Annotated in this window: 17 protein-coding genes; 7 read left to right on the plus strand and 10 right to left on the minus strand. The window is 38.8% G+C overall.

Annotated features, from left to right (window positions below; genetic code table 11):
• Positions 1 to 16: 16 nt before the first annotated feature.
• The 3 genes from KMW37_RS04645 to serA form a co-directional block, all read right to left on the minus strand.
• Complete coding sequence (locus tag KMW37_RS04645) at positions 17 to 565, minus strand: RNA polymerase sigma factor (RefSeq protein ID WP_215223452.1); 549 nt, start codon at positions 563 to 565, stop codon at positions 17 to 19.
• Between the two features lie 246 nt (positions 566 to 811).
• Positions 812 to 1,738 (minus strand): universal stress protein, encoded by a 927-nt coding sequence (locus tag KMW37_RS04650; RefSeq protein ID WP_215223453.1) that lies wholly within the window; start codon positions 1,736 to 1,738, stop codon positions 812 to 814.
• A 786-nt stretch (positions 1,739 to 2,524) separates the two neighbouring features.
• Complete coding sequence (gene serA / locus KMW37_RS04655; RefSeq protein WP_215223454.1) at positions 2,525 to 4,417, minus strand: phosphoglycerate dehydrogenase; 1,893 nt, start codon at positions 4,415 to 4,417, stop codon at positions 2,525 to 2,527.
• 379 nt (positions 4,418 to 4,796) lie between these two features.
• On the opposite strand from serA, the gene KMW37_RS04660 reads away from it, so the two are divergent.
• The 4 genes from KMW37_RS04660 to KMW37_RS04675 all read left to right on the plus strand — a co-directional run bounded on the left by KMW37_RS04660 (position 4,797) and on the right by KMW37_RS04675 (position 11,563).
• A complete protein-coding gene (locus tag KMW37_RS04660; RefSeq protein ID WP_215223455.1) occupies positions 4,797 to 5,000 on the plus strand; it encodes a hypothetical protein in 204 nt (67 codons plus the stop codon).
• 877 nt (positions 5,001 to 5,877) lie between these two features.
• A complete protein-coding gene (locus tag KMW37_RS04665; RefSeq protein WP_246581348.1) occupies positions 5,878 to 6,909 on the plus strand; it encodes an efflux RND transporter periplasmic adaptor subunit in 1,032 nt (343 codons plus the stop codon).
• 32 nt (positions 6,910 to 6,941) lie between these two features.
• Positions 6,942 to 10,100 (plus strand): efflux RND transporter permease subunit, encoded by a 3,159-nt coding sequence (locus tag KMW37_RS04670; protein WP_215223457.1) that lies wholly within the window; start codon positions 6,942 to 6,944, stop codon positions 10,098 to 10,100.
• Positions 10,097 to 11,563 (plus strand): TolC family protein, encoded by a 1,467-nt coding sequence (locus KMW37_RS04675; protein ID WP_215223458.1) that lies wholly within the window; start codon positions 10,097 to 10,099, stop codon positions 11,561 to 11,563. Before KMW37_RS04670 ends, KMW37_RS04675 begins: the two co-directional genes overlap by 4 nt.
• A 304-nt stretch (positions 11,564 to 11,867) precedes the next feature.
• Here KMW37_RS04675 and sppA read toward each other — a convergent pair whose 3' ends face one another.
• The gene (sppA, locus tag KMW37_RS04680; RefSeq protein WP_215223459.1) at positions 11,868 to 13,625 is read right to left on the minus strand and encodes a signal peptide peptidase SppA; all 1,758 of its coding nucleotides are present in this window, start codon (positions 13,623 to 13,625) and stop codon (positions 11,868 to 11,870) included.
• 80 nt (positions 13,626 to 13,705) lie between these two features.
• Here sppA and folK point away from each other — a divergent pair, with 80 nt between their 5' ends.
• From folK to KMW37_RS04695, 3 genes are all read left to right on the plus strand, one after another.
• On the plus strand, positions 13,706 to 14,197 hold the full coding sequence (gene folK / locus KMW37_RS04685) for a 2-amino-4-hydroxy-6-hydroxymethyldihydropteridine diphosphokinase (protein WP_215223460.1): 492 nt from the start codon (positions 13,706 to 13,708) through the stop codon (positions 14,195 to 14,197).
• A 163-nt stretch (positions 14,198 to 14,360) separates the two neighbouring features.
• On the plus strand, positions 14,361 to 15,752 hold the full coding sequence (locus tag KMW37_RS04690; protein ID WP_215223461.1) for an MATE family efflux transporter: 1,392 nt from the start codon (positions 14,361 to 14,363) through the stop codon (positions 15,750 to 15,752).
• Positions 15,753 to 16,444: 692 nt separating this feature from the next.
• Positions 16,445 to 17,692 carry a polysaccharide lyase gene (locus KMW37_RS04695; RefSeq protein WP_215223462.1) on the plus strand — a complete coding sequence of 416 codons (1,248 nt, stop codon included), beginning with the start codon at positions 16,445 to 16,447 and terminating at the stop codon, positions 17,690 to 17,692.
• Positions 17,693 to 17,839: 147 nt separating this feature from the next.
• On the opposite strand, the gene KMW37_RS04700 is transcribed toward KMW37_RS04695, so the two are convergent.
• The 6 genes from KMW37_RS04700 to fabD form a co-directional block, all read right to left on the minus strand.
• Positions 17,840 to 18,244 (minus strand): MaoC family dehydratase, encoded by a 405-nt coding sequence (locus KMW37_RS04700; RefSeq protein ID WP_215223463.1) that lies wholly within the window; start codon positions 18,242 to 18,244, stop codon positions 17,840 to 17,842.
• Between the two features lie 341 nt (positions 18,245 to 18,585).
• A complete protein-coding gene (locus tag KMW37_RS04705) occupies positions 18,586 to 19,080 on the minus strand; it encodes a MepB family protein (protein ID WP_215223464.1) in 495 nt (164 codons plus the stop codon).
• Between the two features lie 34 nt (positions 19,081 to 19,114).
• The gene (locus KMW37_RS04710) at positions 19,115 to 20,686 is read right to left on the minus strand and encodes a hypothetical protein (RefSeq protein ID WP_215223465.1); all 1,572 of its coding nucleotides are present in this window, start codon (positions 20,684 to 20,686) and stop codon (positions 19,115 to 19,117) included.
• A gap of 159 nt (positions 20,687 to 20,845) precedes the next feature.
• Positions 20,846 to 21,181, minus strand: a complete 336-nt coding sequence (locus KMW37_RS04715; protein WP_215223466.1) for a HopJ type III effector protein — start codon at positions 21,179 to 21,181, stop codon at positions 20,846 to 20,848.
• A 73-nt stretch (positions 21,182 to 21,254) separates the two neighbouring features.
• On the minus strand, positions 21,255 to 22,589 hold the full coding sequence (gene bioA, locus KMW37_RS04720) for an adenosylmethionine--8-amino-7-oxononanoate transaminase (protein WP_246581349.1): 1,335 nt from the start codon (positions 22,587 to 22,589) through the stop codon (positions 21,255 to 21,257).
• Between the two features lie 150 nt (positions 22,590 to 22,739).
• Positions 22,740 to 23,615: an ACP S-malonyltransferase gene (gene fabD, locus KMW37_RS04725; RefSeq protein ID WP_215223467.1), complete on the minus strand. Its 876-nt coding sequence runs from the start codon at positions 23,613 to 23,615 to the stop codon at positions 22,740 to 22,742.
• Positions 23,616 to 23,716 lie beyond the last annotated feature (101 nt).

Here is a 23,716-nt window from a genome sequence, read left to right on the forward strand (position 1 = left end):
GAAAACACACAAAGGTTTATTCTCCTTTGATTTCCTTTTCGATTTTTTTTACTGCATGATGATACGATGCCTTTAATGCCCCAACAGATGTTTCTGTAATGGCACTGATATCTTCATAACTTAATTCCTCAAAATACTTGAGGTTAAAAACCAGTCGCTGCTTTTCTGGTAGTTTCAGCAAAATCTTTTGTAATAATAGCTCAATTTTGCTTCCGTCTATATGTGGGGATTGTTCCAAATAGTTTTCCATTTTCATTTCATGGTCATCAATTTGAAGGAAAATCCTTTTCTTTTTTTTATTTAAGAAGTTGAGGCTTTCATTAGTAGCTATGCGGTATAGCCATGTGAAAAGGCTCGAGTCACCTTTAAACTTATTGATATTTTTGAAGGCTTTGATAAAGGTGTTTTGGGTGATGTCATTTGCATCATCATGAATTAAAACCATTTTCCTGATGATTCCATATACTCTTACCTGATAAAGTTCTACCAACAGTCGATATCCCTTTTCCTGCGTGGAAGGATCTTTGATAAGTGCTAAAATGGCTGAGTCATCCGATGGCTTCATGCTTTACTTAGACTTCTAATCTATGAATAAGTTTAATGGCTAATTAAATAAATTAAATTTTACTAATTATCAATGTAGGCAATCTAGCTTAGCAGATTATTATGTTTTTGGTTAATAGTGCCTTATATTTTCTAGATATAGATAAAAAACAAGAAGCCGTCCATTGGACGGCTTCTTGTTTAGCTTGGTTCTAAGCTAAGGAATTATCTTTGTTACGAAAAGAGGGTTTTCTCCTTGTATCTCAAATTAGATTTCTAGGATATAATCCAATATTCCAGCATTTTTACCTTTTGGTCTTGTCACCACAAGAGGGAATTTATCATTAAGTTGAATGAGACGTTCTGCAATACTACCGATAAATAGGGCAGTGGCTGCAGTTCTTCCCTTGGCGCCAATGATGATTCCACTTACATTGTCTTCTTGGGCTTTTAAGAAAATATCTTCAACTGGATCATCATTGTTGTCTACAGTATATACGGGATGTATGATCACATTTTTGGTGTCGATTTTTCGGATGAATTTCTTGAAATTGACTTCTGCATTGGCCTTCATGATATCAGCAAATTCTTCATATGATTTACCTGTAAGGTGGTATCCTGAAGGGACTGAAAACACGTTTTGACAGATGATTTCAACATGGCTTCCGTGTCTTTCTGCAATCATGATCGCCTCTTCTAAGGCGTCTTTTGAATAATCAGAAAAATCAGAAGGTACTAATAACTTATCCACTTTAGGGGTTTTGCAGCTTTCAGGAACGATCATCAAGGAGCAGGAAGCTCTTCTTGCCAAACGTTGAGAAACTACTCCGCTGCCAGATAAGGTTGATTTTCTTCCAACTAAAATCATGTCTGCAGATTTTTCATGGGCTAGTTTTAGTATTTTTTTGGAAAGTTGACCTTCTTTTACTACATAGCTTAATTCTGTTTTTAGATCTTTTTCAAAATGCTCCTCAACCACGGTTTTCATCTGTCCCTTTCTTTCATCTATCATATTATCCACAAGGTTGGGGAATTCTTTCAAAATGTCTTTTGGAATCTGAAGGTTTCTGATCACATTAGTGAAATAGATCTTTTTTGTATGGTTTATCTTCGCGATAAATGAAGCGAATTTCACCAATGTTTCATCCATTTCTGAGTGGTCCAGGCAAACAATGAGTTTCTTAATTGTATACATTTCTTAAGCTGCTAAATATAGTGCGAAGTTATGATTTTAAATGAAGTGAAAATAATTAAAAATGAATAAAATAGTTGAATATTAAATCGTCTATAGAGGGCTTGGATTTTTAATTCTTATATAGGCTTGACCCCCATAATTTAACAAAAAAAACATGCATTAACCTAATCAAAAAGAATGAAGGATTAATGTAGTTTGAAATTTTATTCAAGTATTCCGTCCAAACCTAATTTTCTGTTTAATTAATTTTTATAATTAATACTGCATTTGACTTTTTGATAAATATTCAAAATTACCCCTTTATCTTAGAGGCTTTAACCATATATTATATAAACTTTATTGGGGTATTTTGATAATATGATGTATTGAAATTGTTGTTGTAACTAATTGATTTATAAGTGAATGTGTTGTTTTTCTTAAAATTTTATATCTCTGCTTATATTTTTATCATTCCTCAATCTTATTTGTATATTTGCAGAAGGTTCGGGTCGCCGACATGTTCAAACTTCACAATTAACAAAAATACCGAGTGAAGCCTTTTTTCAAAACCAGGCCTCATCCCGATTCATTTCGGGACCTCGTTTCTTAGGAAGCAGGATAACAGTGGAAGGTTGCGAAACCCTGGCAGCTCAAATCTTGTCTATAAAGAGGTTTGTAACACTCTAAGACCCGTTCCTTTTTTATGTCCTGCTCTCTCTAAACTTTTACTCAATAAAAAAAGAGAGCAATGCAAATGATTGGCTCTCCCTTTCTAGTTGTATAGGTTAATTGTTTGTTTCCATCTAATTAGTAAAGGATACGGAATCTAATAGTTCCTTCGATTTCTTTCAAAGCATCAATAACTTCAGGAGCATAGGCCTTATCGATATCGGTAATTACATAGCCAATCTTTTCATTGGTTTTTAGGTATTGACCAACAATGTTGATTTTATAGCTAGCCAAAACCTGGTTGATTTTTGCTAAAACTCCTGGTTCGTTTTGGTGAATATGAATCAATCTATGCGCATCTCTTAGGAAAGGCAATTGGATATTCGGGAAGTTAACACTGTTGAAAGTATTACCAGTATTGATATATTCAATGATCTTACCCGGTACGAACTGAGCGATGTTTTCCTGCGCTTCCAATGTACTACCTCCAATATGAGGAGTCAGTATAGTGTTTGGACATCCCTTAAGCTCAGACTCAAATGGTTCACTGTTGTTTTTAGGCTCAGAAGGGAATACATCCACAGCAGCACCAGCAAGGTGTCCAGACTCTAAAGCTTCTTTCAAGGCAGGGACTTCCACTACATGACCACGGCTTAGGTTGACCAGGATAGCTCCTTTCTTCATTTTGGCAATTTTTGCCTTGTCAAGGATATTTTTGTTCTCCTTACGTCCATCTACGTGGAGGGAGATAATGTCACAGGACTCTAGAAGTTCATCCAAAGAATCTACTTTGGTAGCATTTCCAAGAGCCAATCTCTCTACAATATCATAATAGAATACGTTCATGCCCATATTTTCTGCCAATACAGAAAGTTGGGCACCGATATTACCATATCCGATGATGCCTAATTTCTTTCCTCTTACTTCAAAGCTTCCAGATGCTGATTTGTTCCATATTCCCTGATGCATCTGTAATGATTTGTCATGAAGATTTCTCATCAAGAAGATGATCTCGGAAATGGCCATTTCCACTACGGACCTGGTATTGCTGAAAGGAGCGTTAAATACGGCAATTCCTTTTTCTTGGCAGGTTTCCAAATCAATTTGATTGGTTCCGATACAGAAAGCGCCTACAGCGATCAGTCTATTGGCATTCTCTAAAACCTTTTTGGTGATCTGAGTTTTTGAACGGATACCAATAATCGATACCGTTTTGATTTTCTCACATAGTTCCTCTTCAGACATGGCTGAACTTACAACTTCCACGTTGTAACCTTCCTGCTTCATTAATTCTACCCCAACAGGGTGGACATTTTCTAGCAGGAGTACATTGATCCGGCTTTTAGGGTAAGAGTATTTTTTATTCATCTTATTAACATACAGAATTTCATCTAAACTAGGGGCAATATGGTCTGCCTTAGAAGAAACTTTGGGACGGTTTACATTTTCCGTAAATGCATAAAACTTGTTGGCCAGGCCAGAGGCCTTGATTTCATAATCCGTATAACCATCGCCGATTACATAAACATCTCCTTCAAGGTGCAATGTCTTAATAGTCTCGGGTTTTCCGTTGTTTTTGGAAAGCAGATTGTCACGGTTGAAATCAACGATATTACCTTCAGAATCATAAACAAATTCGTTGGCAAAAACATTTTTTTCATGCACCCCATATTTAGCAACTACAGGTGTGATAAAATCTTTGAAGCCATTGGAGATAATATAAATATTCTCCGCGTTTTCCTGAATGAACTCTTTGTTTCTCTGGAAAGATTTGGAGATTTTTTTACTTAACTCGATAACGAGTTCTTGAATTTGCCCCTTATTGGCATTAAGGATTTCAATTCTTTTTTCAATGCTCTCTCTAAGGGAAACTTTCCCTTCCATTCCTAGATCAGTGATGTCTTTGATCGCTTTTAATTTTTCATCTCTTTTAGGGTCATTTCTCAAGCTGATTTCTCCTAGAATGTCCAGGGCTTCCACTTGTGTAAATGTACTGTCAAAATCGATGATAAACTTTTTAATCATGGCCATTTTGTGGTGAACTTTTAATGATTAGGCTGTAAATTTAGTATTTTATCAAAATATTTGTGCGTTTGTTACGAAAAATACTTTTAATTTTTTGATTCGGTTTTTTGGGGCTAAGGCCTAGATTTTCCAGTAATCTGCGAAATAAGGGAGATAGGCAATAAAATTGCACTTGAAGGTATAGCAGAGCATGTTTTCACAGAATAATTAATCTGCCAAAATTCTTGTGAAAGTTCCTGTTTATTGAAGTACTTTTGGCAGTTCAACTTTAGTTTTCACTTGGAAACTATTATACATCAAGGAAGGTTGAAAATAGAATTGTTAAGGATTATTTGGGAGGTAATATTTGATTAAAATATTGCTGGATTTATAGAATAGATAAAATATGGCTATATCATTGGATAATTTAAGAGTGGGCAGGGTCTATTGTTTGACCAATTATGGAGAGAAAAGGGAGTTGGAGGTCTTGGCCAAGCTTGGCAGGGATAACTTTAGGGTTAAGGATAAGGATACTCTTGAAATTTATGAAATGGAGGAACTTCTAAGATGGGGGATAGGTAAAGATTATGATTTGGATGAACTTCGCTGATTAATGGCTTTGAGCCAAAAATTATTGTTTTTAACATGGTATCGGTGAAAATAAATAGGTGTTAAGCCCTAATTTTGAGGTTGTGAAATAAAAATATCAAAATTTATTTTAATGTTTTGTGTTAAAACAGAACGAAGTATGGTTATAAGGTGCGTGGTATTATTTGTTTATGTGTTTTGTATTGTTTTGCTGTTTCGAGGTTTTTATGTTTGTATTTTTTGGTATAAATTTTGATGTTCGATAAAAGTGTGGAATTTTTGGACAAAATTATAACCGATCATGTAATAATATGACCGTCAAATCGCAAAAAATATATTTTTGCAATTACTGATCGAAAAGTAGACAAAAGTTCTTGTTTAAGATAAGGCATACTTTTGTGAGCCATTAAGTTTTATATTCCACACTCATTGAAGGAGTGCTCTGTGAGGTACAAGATCTCATGGTCTTTTCTTCATTAATCACTCAATTTAGGTTGATAAGATGAAATATGGTTTACTGGAAAATACAAGCCCAAGTTGTGGATTTCTTGCTTCTAAATTTTCCCACCATGTAAAAATCAACCTTTGAAAGAAAATCGGTTAAACAATCGATCAGAAAAATAATCTCCAAAGTAGCCATTGGATTACCTCTTAGGCATGATATGATCATGGCGAAGGGGAATTGTTTGGCATTGTGAAACAAGTTTTAAACGAATAAAAGTTATTTGCTACCATATAACACTGCTAGATTTATGATACCACTGTTTAATCGAAGAATTTCATTAAGAAGATGCTTAGGTGCATTCTTTGTCCTATTGGTGTGTTTACCACTAGTGTTTTCATGCAATGAGGGTAATACCAAGGAATTCAAAAGGAAGAAGCCTTTAAAGATTCCTACCATGAAATTATCGCCACAAAAAATTGAAGTGCCTCAGACTTATGTTTGCGATATACAAGCGGTTCAATTTGTAGAAGTTCGTGCTAAAGTAGAGGGCTTTGTTGATGGTATTTTTGTGGATGAGGGTGCCTATGTGAAAAAAGGACAACCATTATTCAAGCTTAGTTCAGCAGAGCTTTATGAGGAAGTGAATAGTAACCAAGCGAGGTTGATGCAAGCCAAAGCGGAAGCACAGGCTGCCAAGTTGGAAATGGAGCGTCTTCAGACCTTGGTGGACAAAAAAATCATTACTTCTTCTGAGCTGGAGCTGGCTCAAGCCAAATATGAAATGGCCCAGTCTGGTATTATGCAAGCTGAATCTATGCTGAAAAATGCCAAAACTGGTCTTTCCTACACAACAATCAAGGCACCATTTGATGGTATTGTAGATAGAATTCCATTCAAGACCGGTAGTTTGGTGACCACTGGAGACCTGATGACGCATATTACTGACATCTCTGAGATTTTTGCCTACTATAAGGTAAATGAGAATGAATATTTGAGGTTCATGCGTGAAAAGCTAGAGTCAGGCGAAGAAGAAGTTATAGAGAAAGAACTGACTTTGGTATTATCTGATGGTCAGGAATACCCTTATAAGGGTAAACTGGAAACTATGGAGGCGGATTTTGAAAAAGGAACTGGTTCTATTGCATTTAGGGTAAGGTTCCCTAATCCAGATGGTTTGATCAAGCACGGTGCCTCTGGTAAGATCAAAATGACCAATGAAATGGATAATGTATTCCTAATTCCTCAGAAATCAAGTTTTGAGATTCAGGATTTCAATTATGTATATGTATTGAATGAAGAAAACAAGGTTCAGGTAAGAAGTTTCAGACCAATCAAAAGGTTCGGTCTGTTCTATGTAGCTGAAGGATTTAAAAATGGTGACCGAATCATCTTTGAAGGTATCCAGCAAGTGAAAGACGGAAGTGTGATCGAACCAGTCAGTGTTTCGGATGAGGAAGCATACGATACCTTATACAACTCCCTATAAGAACCTAATAGCTTAATTTGAATTAGTACAGCATGTTTGAAATATTTATTAGGCGGCCAATTTTATCCACCGTCATTTCGGTGATCATTACATTGGTCGGATTATTATCATTGACTTCATTGCCGGTAACTCAGTTTCCTGAGATTGTACCTCCCTCAGTGACGGTAACGGCGCAATATACAGGTGCCAATGCGGAAGTATTGGCTAAAGCAGTGGCTACTCCTTTGGAGAGGGCCATCAATGGGGTTCCAGGTATGACCTATATGAACTCCGTGAATACCAATGACGGTGTGTCGGTAATTACAGTAGTATTTAAAGTGGGGACGGATCCTGATCAGGCAGCGGTAAACGTTCAGAACAGGGTTTCCACGGTAATTGATGAGCTTCCTGAAGAGGTGATCAGGGCAGGGGTAATGACAGAAAAAGAGGTAAACAGTATGTTGCTTTACCTTAACCTGATGAGTTCCGATTCTACCCAAGATGAAAAGTTCGTATACAATTTTGCGGATATCAATGTCCTTAAGGAGCTGAAGCGTATTGACGGGGTTGGTTTTTGCGAAATTATGGGGGTAAGGGACTATGCCATGAGAATATGGATGAATCCTGATAGAATGGTGGCTTATGATATTTCCCCTCAGGACATTACTGACGCCATTAGAAGTCAAAACGTGGAAGCAGCTCCTGGAAAGTCAGGAATCAGCTCTGATAAAGATCCCCAGATGTTGCAGTATGTCCTTCGTTATACTGGTAAATTTAACAAAGAAGAGGATTACGAAAATATTACTATCAAGGCACTTCCTGATGGTTCCTTGTTGAAAATCAAGGATGTTGCTGAGGTGGAGTTTGATTCAGAGGATTACAATATGGTGTCCATCACTGATGGTAGCCCTTCAGCTTCTATCATGATCAAGCAACGCCCAGGCTCCAATGCCCGTGATGTAATCAATTCCATCAAATCAAAAATGGAAGAGTTGAAGGAAAGTTCATTTCCTCCGGGCATGTCTTATAATGTTTCCTATGATGTTTCAAGGTTCTTAGATGCCTCCATTGCTGGTGTGATCAAGACTTTGCTTGAAGCTTTTATATTGGTATCTATAGTGGTATTTATTTTCCTTCAGGATTTTAGATCAACTTTGATTCCTGCCATTGCCGTACCGGTATCTCTGATTGGTACCTTCTTCTTTATGGATCTCTTTGGGTTCTCCATTAACCTATTGACCTTATTTGCGCTGGTTCTTGCGATTGGTATTGTGGTGGATAATGCCATTGTGGTAGTAGAGGCGGTCCATGTGAAGATGCATGAAGATAAAATGAGTGCCAAAGATGCCACTATCTCTGCGATGAGTGAAATTGGTGGGGCAATTATAGCCATTACCATGGTAATGTCAGCTGTATTTATCCCTGTTGGTTTTATGTCTGGTCCAGTGGGTATTTTCTATAGACAGTTCTCCTTGACCTTGGCCATTGCCATTGTTATTTCAGGGGTGAATGCACTGACCCTGTCTCCAGCATTATGTAGTTTATTATTGAAAGCCAATAACCATGAAGAGGGTAAGCCTAAAGGTTTTGTGCAGAAGTTCTTTGATGGCTTTAACAATAGATATGATAAATTGTCTGGAAGTTATGCCGGCGTATTGAAGTCCATTGTAGGAAGAAAGTCTGTTACCTTTGGGGTTTTGGCAGTGTTCTTCTTGGCTACTTTTGGAATCAGTAGTATCCTGCCAACAGGCTTTATCCCAACTGAAGACCAGGGTATGGTTTACGTGAACGTGACCACTCCCCCAGGTGCTACGGTTGAAAGAACCAAAGTTATTTTAGATGATGTTCAAGCGGCCTTATTGCCATTGGATGAAGTAGAAACTATCTCGACTCTTGCTGGTTACAGTTTGCTGACTGAAACCGCTGGTGCCTCTTATGGTATGGGGATGATCAACCTTGTTGCTTGGGAAGACAGGGACAAGAGCGTGGCAGAGCTCATTCGCGAATATGAGGGTAGGGTAAGCCATATTACAGGTGCAGAAATCCAGTTTTTCCCACCACCGAGTGTTCCAGGTTTTGGTAATGCTTCAGGTTTTGAGATGAGGCTATTGGATAAAACGGGTGGACCTTTGGATATCACTGCCAAGACTACACAAGACTTTGTGGCGGCATTGAATGAAAAGCCAGAACTGAATGGTGTATTTACCAACTTTGATCCGAATTTCCCTCAGTATATCCTTCATGTGGACCATGACAAGGCATCAAAACTGGGTGTTTCTGTGGAGGATGCTATGGCGACCTTGCAGAGTTTTATAGGTAGTTTTTATGCGTCTAACTTCATTCGCTTTGGACAGATGTACAAGGTGATGATACAGGCGGCTCCTGAATACAGAACCAATCCAGAATCCTTGCTTAAGATGTATGCAAAAAGCTCACATGGTGATATGGTGCCTTATTCCAACTTTGTGACCTTGGAGCGTGTATATGGGCCAGAACAGTTGACCAGGTACAATATGTATACTTCTGCCATGATCAATGGTGAAGCAGCAGAAGGCTTTAGTAGTGGGGATGCTATCCAATCAGTTGAAGCTGCCGCCTTGGAATTTTTGCCAAGGGGATTTGATATTGACTGGTCAGGTATCACTCGAGAGCAGATTGCATCAGGGAATCAGGCTTTATATATTTTCGCAATCTGTTTGATCTTCGTATACCTTTTATTGGCAGCCCAGTATGAAAGTTATATGCTGCCAATGCCGGTGATTTTATCATTGCCAGCAGGTATTTTCGGTGCCTTCTTATTGTTGAAATTAACTGGTTTGGAAAACAATATCTACGCGCAGGTATCCTTGGTAATGCTGATTGGTCTTTTGGGTAAGAATGCCATTCTGATCATTGAGATCGCTATTCAAAATAGGAACAAAGGTTTGGGCATTATCGAATCTGCCATCAAGGGTGGAGTAGAAAGATTACGTCCGATTTTGATGACTTCATTTGCCTTTGTTTGTGGTTTGATACCTTTGACCATTGCCTCTGGTGCTGGTGCTATTGGTAACCGTACCATTGGTACAGCTGCGGCAGGGGGGATGTTAATTGGTACTATAGTGGGGGTTTTCTTGATTCCAGGTCTTTATGTGGTTTTTGAATCCATTAGTACCCATTTTAAGAATAAGTCAATTGAAGAACCAGTAAAAGAAGAAGCAGTAGAAGCATGATGAATAATAGAGTAATATTTACCGGTCTTTTTACCTTATTGCTGGCTTGGTCCTGTAAAACTGGCGAGATCGCTCAGGATCAAGAATTGACCATCCCAGAAGATTATGGGGTGATTCAGGACTCGGTGGAGACCATTGCTGAAGAAAATTGGAAGATGTTTTTTGAAGACGAGCGCTTGAAGCGCTTGATTTCAAAAGCACTTGAAAATAACCAGGATGTCTTAAAGACATTGGAAAGAATTCGTATAGCCAATTCCCAGATGAAAGTGGGGAAGCTGGGAATGTTGCCTGAAATCAGTGCAATTGCAGGTGGGAGTAGGAAGAAATTTGGGGATTATACTATGGATGGAGTGGGTAATTATGATACCAATTTTTCTGATAACCTTTCTGAAGACCAAAAAATCCCTTCCCCGTACAAGGATTATGTTTTAGGGGCTCAGTTTGCCTGGGAACTGGATATATGGGGAAAGTTTGCCAATAGAAAAAAGGCTGCCGTAGCACGTTGGCTGGCCACAGAGCAGGCTGCTAATATGATTAAAACCCAGTTGATCGCCAATGTGGCAAAGCTATATTATGAAATGGTAGGCTTGGATGAAGAGGTGATCATTCTTTCCAAAAACATTTCCTATCAGGAGATGGCCTTTAATCTTTCCAAAGATTTGAAGGAATCAGGCAAGGAAACCCAGCTGGCAGTGGATCAGTTTGAGGCGCAATTATTGAATTCAAAGTCCCTTTTGATTCAAAAGGAAAGAGAATTAAGGTCGGTAGAAATTGCCTTGATGAGCTTATTGGGAACTTATGAGGATGGGTTGCAAAGAACCACCTTGTCTCAGGTGAACTTTGTTCCTGAAATTATCCAGATTGGAATACCGGCTGACCTGCTTCAGAGAAGACCGGATATCAGACAGGCAGAGATGGAATTGGAAGCTTCCAAGGCAGACGTAAAAGTAGCCAGGGCAGCATTCTTCCCTTCTTTAAACCTTATAGGTGGAGTTGGTTTTAATGCTTTTGATATCAGCAAATTGTTTCTAAGTCCTGCATCTACCTTTTATCAGGCAGGGGCCAATCTAATGGCGCCTATCTTCAACAAAGGGAGGATAAAGGCTTCTTTTGAGCAAGCAAAGGCTTCCCAGAAAATTGCCTTTTTGGATTATGAACAAACTGTCCTGAATGCCTATTTGGAGGTGCTGGATATGGTTAATGTGTATTCTACCTTGGATGAGCAGCTGACCATGAAAACAGATGAAGTATTGGTGTTGAGAAGGTCTATTTCGAATGCCAATACCATGTTCTCCGTTGGTTATGCTAATTATCTGGATGTAATCAACTCCCAAAACAGGGCATTGGAGGCAGAACTTGATTATGTTGGTTTGAAAACCCAAAAGCTAAAAAGTATAGTTAATCTTTACAGGGCTTTGGGAGGTTCTATGAACCAGGTGCAAGGGGTTGATGGAACTTCCTGAATAATTAATGATAAATGAGTTAGTTAGGGACTGCCCGGAGGACAGTCCCTTTTTTTGTTCCTGAAATTACAGACTGACTGAAGTGAATTAATCATAGAAGATCAAGAAATGAAAAATAAGGGAGGGTGTTTCAATTCTTATTTTCTCTGCACTGATTTAGTATGGTAATTAGCAACTACCATATCAGGCCAGTTCAAAACTATTTTTTTTGACTCAGGTCTTCTGTTTTTATAGCGCAAATAGGAGAGAAATAAACAAAAAAGGAGCACTGTATAATGCTCCTTAGTCAGAAATATCTGATTTTCTATTCTATCACCAAATCAAAAGGCATGCGGGCCATCACTCCCTGCATGTCTTTAACTTTTTCCATTTGTTGGAACATTTGGTAGGTAGCTCCAAAACGGTAATTCATATATTTTGCTTCTATGTCCGTTCCAAGCTCGCTCATAATCTGTTCAAAGAAAGTCTTTTGTTCTGGGAAGTAAAGCACCCTGTATTCGTCTTCAATATTGGCTTTGGCAGCAGCAATTTCAATGGCATCTTCAAGACCTCCCAAGACATCTACCAAGCCTTTTTCCTTTGCCTGCATTCCACTCCAAACGCGGCCGCTGGCTACCTCTAAAACTGCCTCTTTGCTCATGTTGCGACCGTCTGCTACTCTTTGAATAAAAGTGTCATATCCATCTTCAATTTGATTTTGGATGATGTTTTTCTCCACCTCACTCAAGGCCCTAGTTGGGTTCATAAAGTCGGAGAATTCACCGGTTTTTGCTACGTCAGTAGTAATGCCCAATTTGTTGTTGAGTAGGCCTTTGGCATTGAACCACATGCCGAAAATACCTATGGAACCTGTAATGGTATTTGGCTGGGCTACAATGGTGTCAGCAGGTGCGGAAATATAATAACCACCAGATGCAGCCAATTCTGACATGGAGGCAATTACAGGTTTTACTTTTCTGGCTTCATTCATTTCCCTCCAAATAACATCAGAAGCCAGGATGGATCCACCTGGAGAGTTTACCCTCAGAACTATGGCTTTGATATTATCATTCATCCTTGCTTGTTTGATTTCGCCGGCAATAATCTCTGAACTCAATGCATTCTCAACTTTGCCACTAACAATCTCACCTTGTGCAATGATAACTGCCACCCGATCTGAAGCTGCGATGTTTTCCGTTTTTGCGGAGGTGTTGATACTGGTAATATTGATGGTCTTGATTTTTCCATTCTCGGAAATTCCCATCTTATCCCTAAGCAAATCCTTGACTTGGTCATCGTACCAAATTCCGTCGATTAGCCCCAGATCAACAGCGTCTTGTGGCTTTCTGACCAGCATTTGATCATTGATGTTTTGAAGTTTTTCTAGGTCTATATCGCGGCTTTCTGAAATGGTTTTAATAGCAAATTGGTTAATATCACCCAAAAACTCCTCAGTTTGCCTTCTATTGGCCTCACTCATTTGGTCAAGAATAAATGGCTCCACAGCACTTTTGTATTCGCCCACTCTAAAAATAACCGGCTCAATCTCCAGCTTTTCCAATAGCCCCTTAAAGAATAAAGCTTCCGATGAAAGTCCGTTAAACTCCAGACCGCCCATAGGGTTCATATAAAGTTCATCTGCTATACTGGAAAGGAAATATCCATTTTCTGAAAAGTACTCTGAATAGGCAACAATAAATTTTCCCGAAGACTTGAAGTCTTCTAGTGAATTTCTGAGCTCCAAGAGCATAGCAGGGTTGGCCATGACAGCACCCGCCTGTAAGTAGATCCCTTTTATTTTCTCATTGTTTTTTGCCGTTTTAATAGCTTTTTTCAAATTGGTCAAGCCAATTTTATTAGGAGTTGGCACCATGCCAAAGCTAGACAAGTTCATATTGTCCTCTGAACTGCGCTCAACCAGAATTACATTATTGAGGTTCATATGCAGTAGGGTGTTGTCCTCAATGGTCACTTTGTCCTCAGCAGTTGTAAGGCTTATCAGTCCTGCCAGAAAGAAGAATCCAAACAGGGAAAAGATAAATAAGCCTATTAATACAGCGAATACATTGCTTAAAAATTTCATAGAAATACTTTTTTGTAATGTCCGAAATTAAGTCTTTTTTCTTATTTCTGTTAGTTTTGAACTTTGAAATTAACCCACTTATGGAGAAAGTAGTTTTATTAATTGGAGGGAATTTAGGCGATAGGGAGACTCTATTGAAGGGGGCTGTTTTCAAGTTGGGCAAACAGTTTGAAATACTTAAACTTTCGGGAATTTATGAAACTGCGGCTTGGGGAGGCAAGTCTTCAGGAAATTATCTCAATATGGCCGTTTTGCTTTCCACAGATAAAAGTCCGATGGAAGTTTTGGAAATAGGGCTGGAAATAGAAAATGAGTTAGGAAGGGAACGTGAAGAAAAGTGGGGGGATAGGACAATGGATATTGATATCATCTATTTTGGAGGGCAGGTGATCCAAACAGAAAGATTGAAAGTCCCCCACCCAATGATGCCAAATCGTAGGTTTGTATTAGTACCGATTTCGGAGATTTTACCTGACTTTATACATCCTCAGTTAAAAATAACAAATCGGGATTTATTGGAGAAGTGCTTAGATGAATCCGAAGTTAAGTTTTTTTCGGTGTCTCCTTTTTGATCAAAAAACAGAAATGTATTGCTTCTAAACATTTCATTTCCCAAATTTAGGGTCTTATGAAGTCATAATTTTTCATTTCCGCAAATATCAACCTTGTAAGAGGTCCATTTCTCTGCCCTGTTTTTAGGGTAGAATTTTTAGCTATTGAATTATTAGAAATACCATGACTTTAAAGCACATCATCGAACATTTTAAAAAAGCGCTTAGTGGCACTGAGGAAGACTACACAATCGGTAGTATCAGAAAGGCCTTATTTTACCTGTCCATTCCCATGATTTTGGAGATGTTGATGGAGTCTCTCTTTGCTGTGGTGGATATATTTTTTGTTGGGAAGCTTGGTGTGCAGGCAGTGGCTACTGTTGGACTTACAGAGTCCGTTTTGACTATAGTATATTCCGTGGCTATTGGTTTGAGTATGGCGGCGACAGCTGTAGTGGCGCGGAGGATAGGAGAGAAAAATCGTCAAGCGGCCTCCGAAGCAGCATTTCAGGCCATTATTATATGTACTTTGTTGGCTCTTTTCATAGGCGGAGTAGGGCTTTATTTTGCCAAAGAACTGCTTCAGTTGATGGGTGGTGAGAATGACCTGGTGGAAAGTGGATATGGCTATACACAAGTTATATTTGCTGGTAATATCAGTGTAATGCTTCTTTTCCTGATCAATGGGGTGTTTCGTGGGGCTGGTAATGCAGTGATTGCCATGCGTACGTTATGGTTGGCAAATGGCATCAATATACTTCTTGATCCTCTTCTGATATTTGGAATCGGATTTTTTCCTGAGCTGGGTTTGGAAGGTGCGGCTTGGGCCACAACCATAGGCCGGTCCATTGGGGTAATGTACCAATTTTCTGTTCTACTCAGGGGAAAGGCCATTATTGGCTTTCACTGGGAAGTCATGCGTTTCAAATGGCACACAGTACAAAATATCCTGAAGATAGCCCTTGGTGGTATGGGACAGTTTTTAATAGAATCAGCCAGTTGGATCATTTTGATGAGGATAGTTTCTATCAGCGGAAGTGTAGCCTTGGCAGGATTTACTATTGCTATAAGACTGATCATTTTTGCCTTACTGCCCGCAATGGGCTTTTCCAATGCAGCAGCAACCTTGGTAGGCCAAAATCTGGGAGCAGGCCATCCCTATAGGGCGGAAAAATCGGCTTGGAAAGCGGCCCATTATACCGCAGTGTTTTTGGGGATTTGTGGTTTGATTTTTTTTCTTGGGGGGGATTGGGTTATCAGTTGGTTCAATGAAAACCCGGAAGTGGTGAATATAGGAGGGACTGGTTTGGGGATTATTTGCTTGGGCTATGTGTTTTTTGCCTATGGTATGGTTATGAGTCAATCATTGAATGGTGCAGGGGATACCCGAACCCCGACGTTAATTAATATTGCAGTGCTCTGGTTATTTCAATTGCCTTTAGCTTATGCGTTGTCCAATTTTTTTGATTTGGGTGCAAATGGAGTGTTTATAGCGATTGCAGTTGGGCACTCTTTACATGCTGTAGTGAGTAGCTGGATATTTAATAAAGGGAAATGGAAACTGGTAAAAGTTTAATCTTGGTTTCTTAACTTTGGATAAGGGCCGGTAAAATATTTGGATAATAGGTTTTCTTTTTGATATTTTATCAGTTAACAGCTAAGTGTTTTTTAATCTTGATTGGTGTAAATTATTTGTTATCAGTTATTTGTGATTTTTTTGGCTAAATCCATACAGTGATTCCGAATCAACAGATTGTGCAATGTTTGTACAATCTGTTGAATATTTCAACATCTTATATTCGGGTCTTATAATAGATTTTTCGTCACCTTTTTCAGGCCAGATACAGTATGTGTTTGGTTTATGGTATTAAGTGTCTTGTTTACAAATACTTAGGTTTTGTTTATTTCGGTTTTAATAGAGGTTTTCTGGTATAAAATTTGGCTAAAATGGACCAATACCTAATATGTTTAGGTTTTTTTATTGTTTTGTAAAACCACCAATTATGAAATTTTATATTAGAGGCCAGCCATATTGGTTGCGGAAGAACTTTGTATATCTTGTTTTCCATTTTACCGCAATATCAATTTTCGCTATTCAACTACTGTCATTTACCTAACTCATATCAATAAGCTCATATTGGAGGAAGAATAGAAGCGGAATTTTACTTTTTCACAAAAGAGGATTCGTTGTTAAGGGCTTAATATGACCTGTGCCTGTAGGGCGAAAAAAATCAAAACATTGTAAACAACGAATAAATTTATTTAATAATGAGAATTTCGAAGCAAAAGATTTTTACTTCATCCTTGATGTGTGCCTTTTCTCTAGGTTTTTATTCATGTGATGTAGTGGACACCAACCAAGATGATATTATTGAAAGTGATAAATTATACAAAGCTACCTTGTCACTGGATGATTTAATTTATGATATTTCATTTTCTGAAAGTAGTCCTTTAAGGGGGCTAACCCTGCAGTTTGCTGAAAGCCATTCATATAAAGTAACCAGTGACCCTGTTACGGGCAGTGGTAAGGTTGCTAGGATAGAATTGCGGGATTCAGATGATGAGGCTACCAAATCAGCCATGCGAGCTGAAATACTTTTTCCGGATCAAAATGATAATGAGAGATGGTATTCTTATTCTGTTTATTTCCCTACAAGTGGATATAAAAAGGATAGTTATACCGAGGCAATTACTCAGTGGCACCAAAGTGGAGCTGGCAGCCCGCCCAATGCAGTTCAAATTGAAGATGACAGAATTTATTTGAGGACCATAAAAAGCAGTAGTATCACAGCATCGCAAAATGAAGATAAATATTATGATGAATATGACCTTGCAAAGGTAGAAAGGGGTAAGTGGCATACTTTTACTTACCACTTTATTCATTCAACGGGAAGTAGCGGCTTAATTGAGATTTGGCATAATGGAAAAAAAGTAATGTCAAGAAGTGGAGGTAATATGAGAAAAGGATATGACCAACCCCGTTTTAAAGTCGGTATTTACAAGTGGAAATGGAATTACGGCAAAACAACAGATACGGATAAAAGAGTTTTGTATTATGATAATATTCGCATAGGAGATGATGATACTTCACTGTCAATGATCACTAGTGGTTTGAATCTTTCCAGTACCAGCACTTCTTCCAGCAGTAGTGAAAGTACAGAAAGTAGTAGTGGAGATGGAGTTCAGGGCTTGACGCTAGTGGCTGCAAATGTAGATAGGGATTTAGTAAATATTAAGAATGGGCAGACTTATGAAACTTCAACTCATAAATTGAATATTAGGGCAAATATGCCTGGATCATTTGTTGGAAAAGTAAAGTTTGAATTGAGTGGTGATGATAATAGGGTATATGAAGATGATGGCTATCCATATAGTTTGATGGGGGATGATGGTAATAATAACTATTATTTCAATGGTGGGATTTACCCAGGGGAATATACATTGAAGGTTACCCCATATTATGGGAATACAGTTAAGGGAAGCTCCTATACTGTTACTTTCAGGATTACTTCCTAATATCAGCTGGTAGGTCCAGGGAATTATTGTGCAAGGCTAAAAGATTCTACTCTTTTAGCCTTGTTTTTTTAAAGGTTGAGGTTTGTGACGTTCCTTGATGGTTACTTATTTTATTATTGCTCACTGCTAGTCTGGATGGTTTAGCTATTAGGGTGAGAAGGTATAGCACCATGCTTCTCCCTTAAGAACGGTTTCGCCATTCTGTCTTTTGATGACTATAGCTAATTGTACAACGGGTTTTGATTGGTGCAGGCTAATGATCTCGGCTTCTGCTGTAATCGTATCTCCAATAAATACCGGGGCAGTAAATTTCCAGTTTTGACTTAAAAATACCGTGCCTGGACCTGGCATATCCATCGCTACCAATGCATGGAGAAGTCCTGTTGTCAAGCCTCCTTGAGCTACCAATTTTCCAAATTTTGTCTTTTTGACGAATTGTTCATCGAAGTGTAAGGGGGTATAGTCTCCACTTAGTTCGGCGAATGTCTTTACGTGACTTTCAGTAATTTTCAGGCTTCTTGAGGCTTTTTGGCCAATGCTTAAATGGTCCATGATGGTAAACACTTTAGTGGAATTGCACGCTATGCTTTTAGTAGGATATTACCATACTCCAAGATACTAAAATTCGTATTGTTTTATTTGACGATACGTTCGTGGCCAGGTATTTTATTGGCTAAAAGTTGAAATGTGAGGAAGAAGGGGGCAATTGTTATTGAATGTAAGGGGGCCTTCTGTAGAAAGCTATTTTACAAAGTAAGCGCAGAAGGGAAGGAGAGAATTCATGATAGCCTCGTTGAAATTGTTGAAGAGCGATATGATGGAGCAGTTATTTCCTTGAGGAATACGACTACGGTTGGTGTGGGAAGACTAGGTTAAGCATCTTACCTACTCAATTATTTAACATTATATAATTTCATTACACTGTTTAAATCTGTGGAATCATTGATTGGATAGAAATAATCCAATTGCCATTTTTGTGTTTTTTCTGCTTGCCCGCTTTTTACGCTATCCCATTTGGGATAAACCCTGAAGGCCCTTTTTCCTGGTCGATTTTTAGACGTAATTATCCCATTTTTTATTAAAGTAGATTTTGGAAATACAAATTGCCCATAGTTGTTTTCGGTTTGAACGTTTACAATGAAGAAATCAAATTGATCTGTTTCATCAAAAGGTGCTATTGGGCCGTTTTCGCTTCTTTTCCAGAATGTTACAAATTGGCCTTTCTTTTTGGGTGTTTTTTTAGCTTTTCTACTAATTATTCTTTTGTTATTTAATGTGAATTTGCAGGCATTGTAGTCTTTGCTTTCAATTTCATATTCTACCTCTGATAGTTCAAACATGCAATTCTTATATATTTCACGTATAAGGTAGTTTAAATCTTTACCCATTATTTAGCATTCAGTTGACATTTTCTTCTCCTTATTAATTGCTACCGTGATAAAGATATAATGCACCATATGACCAGTTTGGCCCTGTAAGGCCTGGATAGTTATAACGGTCCATCATCAGAGCGATATAGGCGAATGGGTAGCCTTCAGGCAATTGGACAATATTTGGCCATACTCTGGTGCCGGCATCTTTATCCCAAGGTGGGAGGTCCATTTTTAAAGTACCAACCTCCTTAAGATCCGGATAAGTGTAAATGAAAATTTCCCTTTCCGAGCTACCAGAAAAACAAAAGCGCTTATCGCCGATTTTTTGAATAGAAGTACCTGTAGAATTGTGTTCTACTGGCCCGGCAATTCTAGTATATCCCCTGTTCCAATGATCAGATTCCAAAACGATGGCCTTATAGCCCTGTCCTTGGTTTTCGCAGGTGAGCATGCGCCATTTGTTTACTGCTTCATCAAAAAGAATGTGAGGGTCCTCAATGTCTCCGATCATTCCAAATGGAACCGCTTCCATTACTGAAAAACCAAATCGGGGATCCTTTTTGCTTTCAATCGCAAGCAACTGCTTCTTCTCTTTTTCTGGGAAAGCATATGCACTAAACCCTGTAGTTAATCCTCTCCAGATCTGCTCTTTTCGGTCATAAAATAAATGGGAGGCAATTTCATTTCTAAGCAGACCATCGTTACGGTCAAATAGGATAATACCTTCCAGTTTTATATCAAATACGCTAGGATTCATGCTGAAAACTCCTTGGATATGATGCGGAAGAGCACGTCCCCGAATGGACATTGTATACCATAGACGCCCTTGATCTAGCATAGGTTCACCATTTTCATAAGTGATGGCCCTGATATCAGCCAATCCAATTCCGGTGGTAAGAGCCATGTCTACTTTATTGATTTGAACCTGCCCATTTATCAGATGAACATATAGCTGAGATTGTAGGGAGTTGATATGTGCTTTTTTTCGTAAGTCAATATACTCGTTGAAGTCGCTTTGTCCGATTACTTTGGGTAGGCCTTGGTCTTGTCGATATAAGCTTAAACCACTGCCCAGCATTTGTAGAATGATTTTCCCCTCCAAAGTTTTCGTTTCCTCTCTATTTACTGCGATGGACTTTTCTACTATTGTTTCATTGTCCAAAATCACTTTGAGCTTGGTATCTGTTAATAAGTTGTCTTTAAAGCCTACTTTAATAATGAATTGCTTTTGGTCCTCGGCAGAGGAAAATTGAAAACCAATCTCACCATCACCCGAGAGAGAATTTAGATCTATACTATAGGTGGCGAAGGGATTAAAGCCCCCAAACCAAATTCCAGTTTCCGTTTCTTGTTTTGACTGGATAATTAGCATTCCTTTTTTGGTGCTTATATCTGCGGTAGTCTCAGTGTATGATTTACTGGGATACATGGAAGGAAGACCAATAACTTCATTTGAGGCGAGACTGGCCAAGTGAATGGCTTGTTTTTCATTGAAAATCATTCTTTGTACCCCTTGCCTTACAAAGTTGATTTTTTCTGGTGATGTTTGGGGTAATGCTTCCCTAGATAGAATACTAATGATAAGAGTAAATAATAGTGACTTAAAAATAGTCTTCAGCATGGTTTAATAGGAGTTAGGGTTTTAGGTTAAAAGAAAATTCAATTTAATGAAAAAATAAGCTTAATAAAGACTAGAGTTCGTTTCGTGTGAAAAAGTCGACTGCTCGTAGCATGCGCTACGAGCAGTCGACTTTTTCCTAAAATTGGAGAAGGAATATTCTTATTTAGCTTGTAATGCTTCTCCATCAAACTGAATGCCTTCCCAACCATTTTTTATAAAGTTGCGGATATTTTGGTGGCCAGTACCTTCCGGGTCTTCCAAAACTTCCACTCTGTAGAAATCTCCAAAAAGGTGAAGGGTCTGTTCTGGACTTAGGTCTTGAAGTTTGGCGAAGCTGAAAATCTTACATGAGCCGTTGTTTTGGTTGGCCTCATTGACAGTTTTACCGTTGGCGAACTTGGTAGGGGTGAAATCATAGTTGTCGTCAATATAGGCGATTACTTCTGAAAAGGTGATGGATTCAGGCTTGTTTTTGATTTTTTCTACTAATGTCATTTGATTAAATATTATGTGAATTTTGTAAATGATATTGGAGTGGGATTATTTAAAAAAATCATCTTCTCATCTATCATTTGATCATAAGTTCTTTTGAATACTCTCTAATGGCAGAAACCATTCCGGTGCTTAGTTTTGAAAGTTCCTCTTTTGTAATGTTAAATGGAGGCATGGTATAGATCAGTTTTCCGAAAGGTCTTAACCATATACCCTTTTCCAATAACATTTGTTGGATTTTAGGCATATCCACAGCTTCCTTCATTTCTACTACACCAATTGCTCCTAATACCCTTACATCGCTAATTTCATCTAAGTCGGCCAGGGGAGATAAGGATTGTAGTAAATGTTTTTCAATGCTTTGGATTTCTCTTTTCCAGTCTTTTGAAAGAAGTAAATCAAGACTGGCAATAGCCGTAGCACAAGCTAAAGGGTTGCCCATAAAGGTCGGGCCATGCATAAATACCCCAGGGCTGCTATTGGAAATTGTCTGCGCCACATCTGTGGTACAAAGGGTAGCAGCAAAGGACATATAGCCTCCAGTAAGGGCTTTCCCCAAGCACATGATGTCTGGACTGATCCCTGAATGCTCGCAGGCAAAGAGTTTACCCGTTCTTCCAAATCCAGTAGCAATTTCATCGGCAATGAGTAGGATATTGTGTTTTTCACAAAGTCTTTTCACTGTTTTTAAATATTCTGGATGGTAAAAGCGCATTCCTCCGGCTCCTTGGACTATAGGTTCCAGAATAAAGGCCGCTATTTCATGGGCCCGTTCTTTAAGGACATGCTCCATTTGCTGAATTTCCTTCTCTTGTAATGGCCCATTGAATTTGGACTGTGGAGCAGGAAGGAAAATTTGTGGACTTAGTCGGTTATTGAAAATACTGTGCATTCCAGTGACAGGGTCACAGACAGACATATCATGCCAAGTGTCCCCATGGTAGCCATTCCTGACAGTGATAAAGCGGTTTTTGTTTCCTTGATCTTTTGAGTACCAGTATTGGAGGGCCATTTTCATGGCAACTTCCACTGCTACAGATCCAGAATCACTATAGAAAATATGTTCCAAGCCCTTCGGAACAATCTCCAGCAGTTTCTTAGTCAGCAAGGCAGCCGGTTCATGGGTGATCCCACCAAACATCACATGGGCCATTTTCTCCAATTGCTTTTGGATGGCCTCGTTAAGCTCAGGAACATTATAACCATGAATAGTGGACCACCAGCTAGACATGCCATCAATTACCTTCTTGCCCTCTTCTAGCTCCAAATACACGCCCTTTGCACCATGAACTACCAAATTGTCGATTGCTCTATTCGCAGAGGTATAGGGATGCCAGATGTGCTTATTGTCTATAGATAGGATTTCTTGCGGGGTCATATGGCTACTTACTCGGTTTTGATTTTGAGACATATGAACAATTTAAGAAATTGAACATACGGATTTTACAAGTCTTCAAATGAATAAAGGGGATTATAAATCCCCCTTATTTTAAGTTCTAGATTATAAATATAGAAGAGCTTTAAGTCTTTTATCTAATATCTAAAGTCTTTTGTCTTTAGATTACAGTCCAGAAACTTCAGCTTCACGGTGGATTTTCTTCACCAAGCCTTGAAGCACTTTGCCAGGGCCACATTCCACAAATTCAGCGCCGCCATCGGCCACCATATTTTGAACAGACTGGGTCCATTTTACTGGCGCGGTCAACTGTGCAATGAGGTTCTTTTTGATGGTTTCCACATCAGTTTCACCCTTTGTGCTTACGTTTTGGTAAACAGGGCAAATAGGAGAGTTGAAAGTGGTGGCTTCAATGGCCTTTTCCAATTTTTCCCTTGCTGGTTCCATTAATGGAGAGTGGAATGCTCCACCTACAGGAAGAGGAAGGGCTCTTTTAGCTCCAGCTTCCTTGGCTTTTTCACAGGCAATTTCTATACCTTTGTTTGAGCCTGAAATCACCAATTGTCCTGGACAGTTATAGTTTGCAGCCACAACCACTTCATCATCAATGCTGGCACAGATTTCTTCTACCTTTGCATCTTCTAGGCCTAGGATGGCAGCCATGGTGGAAGGATTGATTTCACAAGCTTCCTGCATCGCCAAAGCTCTTTGATAAACCAATTTTAAGCCATCCTCAAAAGAAAGGGCGCCAGCAGCTACCAAGGCAGAAAGCTCACCCAAAGAGTGTCCAGCTGCCATTTCAGGCTTAAAGTCTGCAGTGGTTTTGGCTAAAATTACCGAATGAAGAAAAACGGCAGGTTGCGTTACTTTGGTCTGCTTCAGTTCATCAGCGGTTCCGTTGAACATGATTTCGCTGATTTTGAAACCTAATATTTCATCTGCTTGATCAAAAAGCTTTTTAGCTTCAGCATTGGTTTCATATAATTCTTTACCCATTCCCGGGAACTGTGCCCCTTGACCGGGGAAAACATAAGCCTTCATGCGTTTTTTGTTTTTATAAATCCACTTTTCCATTTGATATAGCCAAAAGGCTGCTCAAAATATTCAAGCGGCATTGGTAAATTCAAAATGTTAATTGTGGG

The organism is Echinicola shivajiensis, from assembly GCF_018642165.1.
Lineage (GTDB): Bacteria > Bacteroidota > Bacteroidia > Cytophagales > Cyclobacteriaceae > Echinicola > Echinicola shivajiensis.

What these genes read in the sequence shown, in the direction of transcription:
- KMW37_RS04695 (WP_215223462.1), top strand. Translation starts at nt 16,445, where the DNA reads ATGAGAATTTCGAAGCAAAAGATTTTTACTTCATCCTTGATGTGTGCC.
- KMW37_RS04675 (WP_215223458.1), top strand. Translation starts at nt 10,097, where the DNA reads ATGATGAATAATAGAGTAATATTTACCGGTCTTTTTACCTTATTGCTG.
- folK (WP_215223460.1), top strand. Translation starts at nt 13,706, where the DNA reads ATGGAGAAAGTAGTTTTATTAATTGGAGGGAATTTAGGCGATAGGGAG.
- serA (WP_215223454.1), bottom strand. Translation starts at nt 4,417, where the DNA reads ATGGCCATGATTAAAAAGTTTATCATCGATTTTGACAGTACATTTACA.
- KMW37_RS04650 (WP_215223453.1), bottom strand. Translation starts at nt 1,738, where the DNA reads ATGTATACAATTAAGAAACTCATTGTTTGCCTGGACCACTCAGAAATG.
- KMW37_RS04670 (WP_215223457.1), top strand. Translation starts at nt 6,942, where the DNA reads ATGTTTGAAATATTTATTAGGCGGCCAATTTTATCCACCGTCATTTCG.
- KMW37_RS04705 (WP_215223464.1), bottom strand. Translation starts at nt 19,080, where the DNA reads ATGGGTAAAGATTTAAACTACCTTATACGTGAAATATATAAGAATTGC.
- KMW37_RS04645 (WP_215223452.1), bottom strand. Translation starts at nt 565, where the DNA reads ATGAAGCCATCGGATGACTCAGCCATTTTAGCACTTATCAAAGATCCT.
- bioA (WP_246581349.1), bottom strand. Translation starts at nt 22,589, where the DNA reads ATGTCTCAAAATCAAAACCGAGTAAGTAGCCATATGACCCCGCAAGAA.
- KMW37_RS04700 (WP_215223463.1), bottom strand. Translation starts at nt 18,244, where the DNA reads ATGGACCATTTAAGCATTGGCCAAAAAGCCTCAAGAAGCCTGAAAATT.
- KMW37_RS04690 (WP_215223461.1), top strand. Translation starts at nt 14,361, where the DNA reads ATGACTTTAAAGCACATCATCGAACATTTTAAAAAAGCGCTTAGTGGC.
- KMW37_RS04660 (WP_215223455.1), top strand. Translation starts at nt 4,797, where the DNA reads ATGGCTATATCATTGGATAATTTAAGAGTGGGCAGGGTCTATTGTTTG.
- fabD (WP_215223467.1), bottom strand. Translation starts at nt 23,615, where the DNA reads ATGAAGGCTTATGTTTTCCCCGGTCAAGGGGCACAGTTCCCGGGAATG.
- KMW37_RS04665 (WP_246581348.1), top strand. Translation starts at nt 5,878, where the DNA reads ATGAAATTATCGCCACAAAAAATTGAAGTGCCTCAGACTTATGTTTGC.
- KMW37_RS04715 (WP_215223466.1), bottom strand. Translation starts at nt 21,181, where the DNA reads ATGACATTAGTAGAAAAAATCAAAAACAAGCCTGAATCCATCACCTTT.
- KMW37_RS04710 (WP_215223465.1), bottom strand. Translation starts at nt 20,686, where the DNA reads ATGCTGAAGACTATTTTTAAGTCACTATTATTTACTCTTATCATTAGT.
- sppA (WP_215223459.1), bottom strand. Translation starts at nt 13,625, where the DNA reads ATGAAATTTTTAAGCAATGTATTCGCTGTATTAATAGGCTTATTTATC.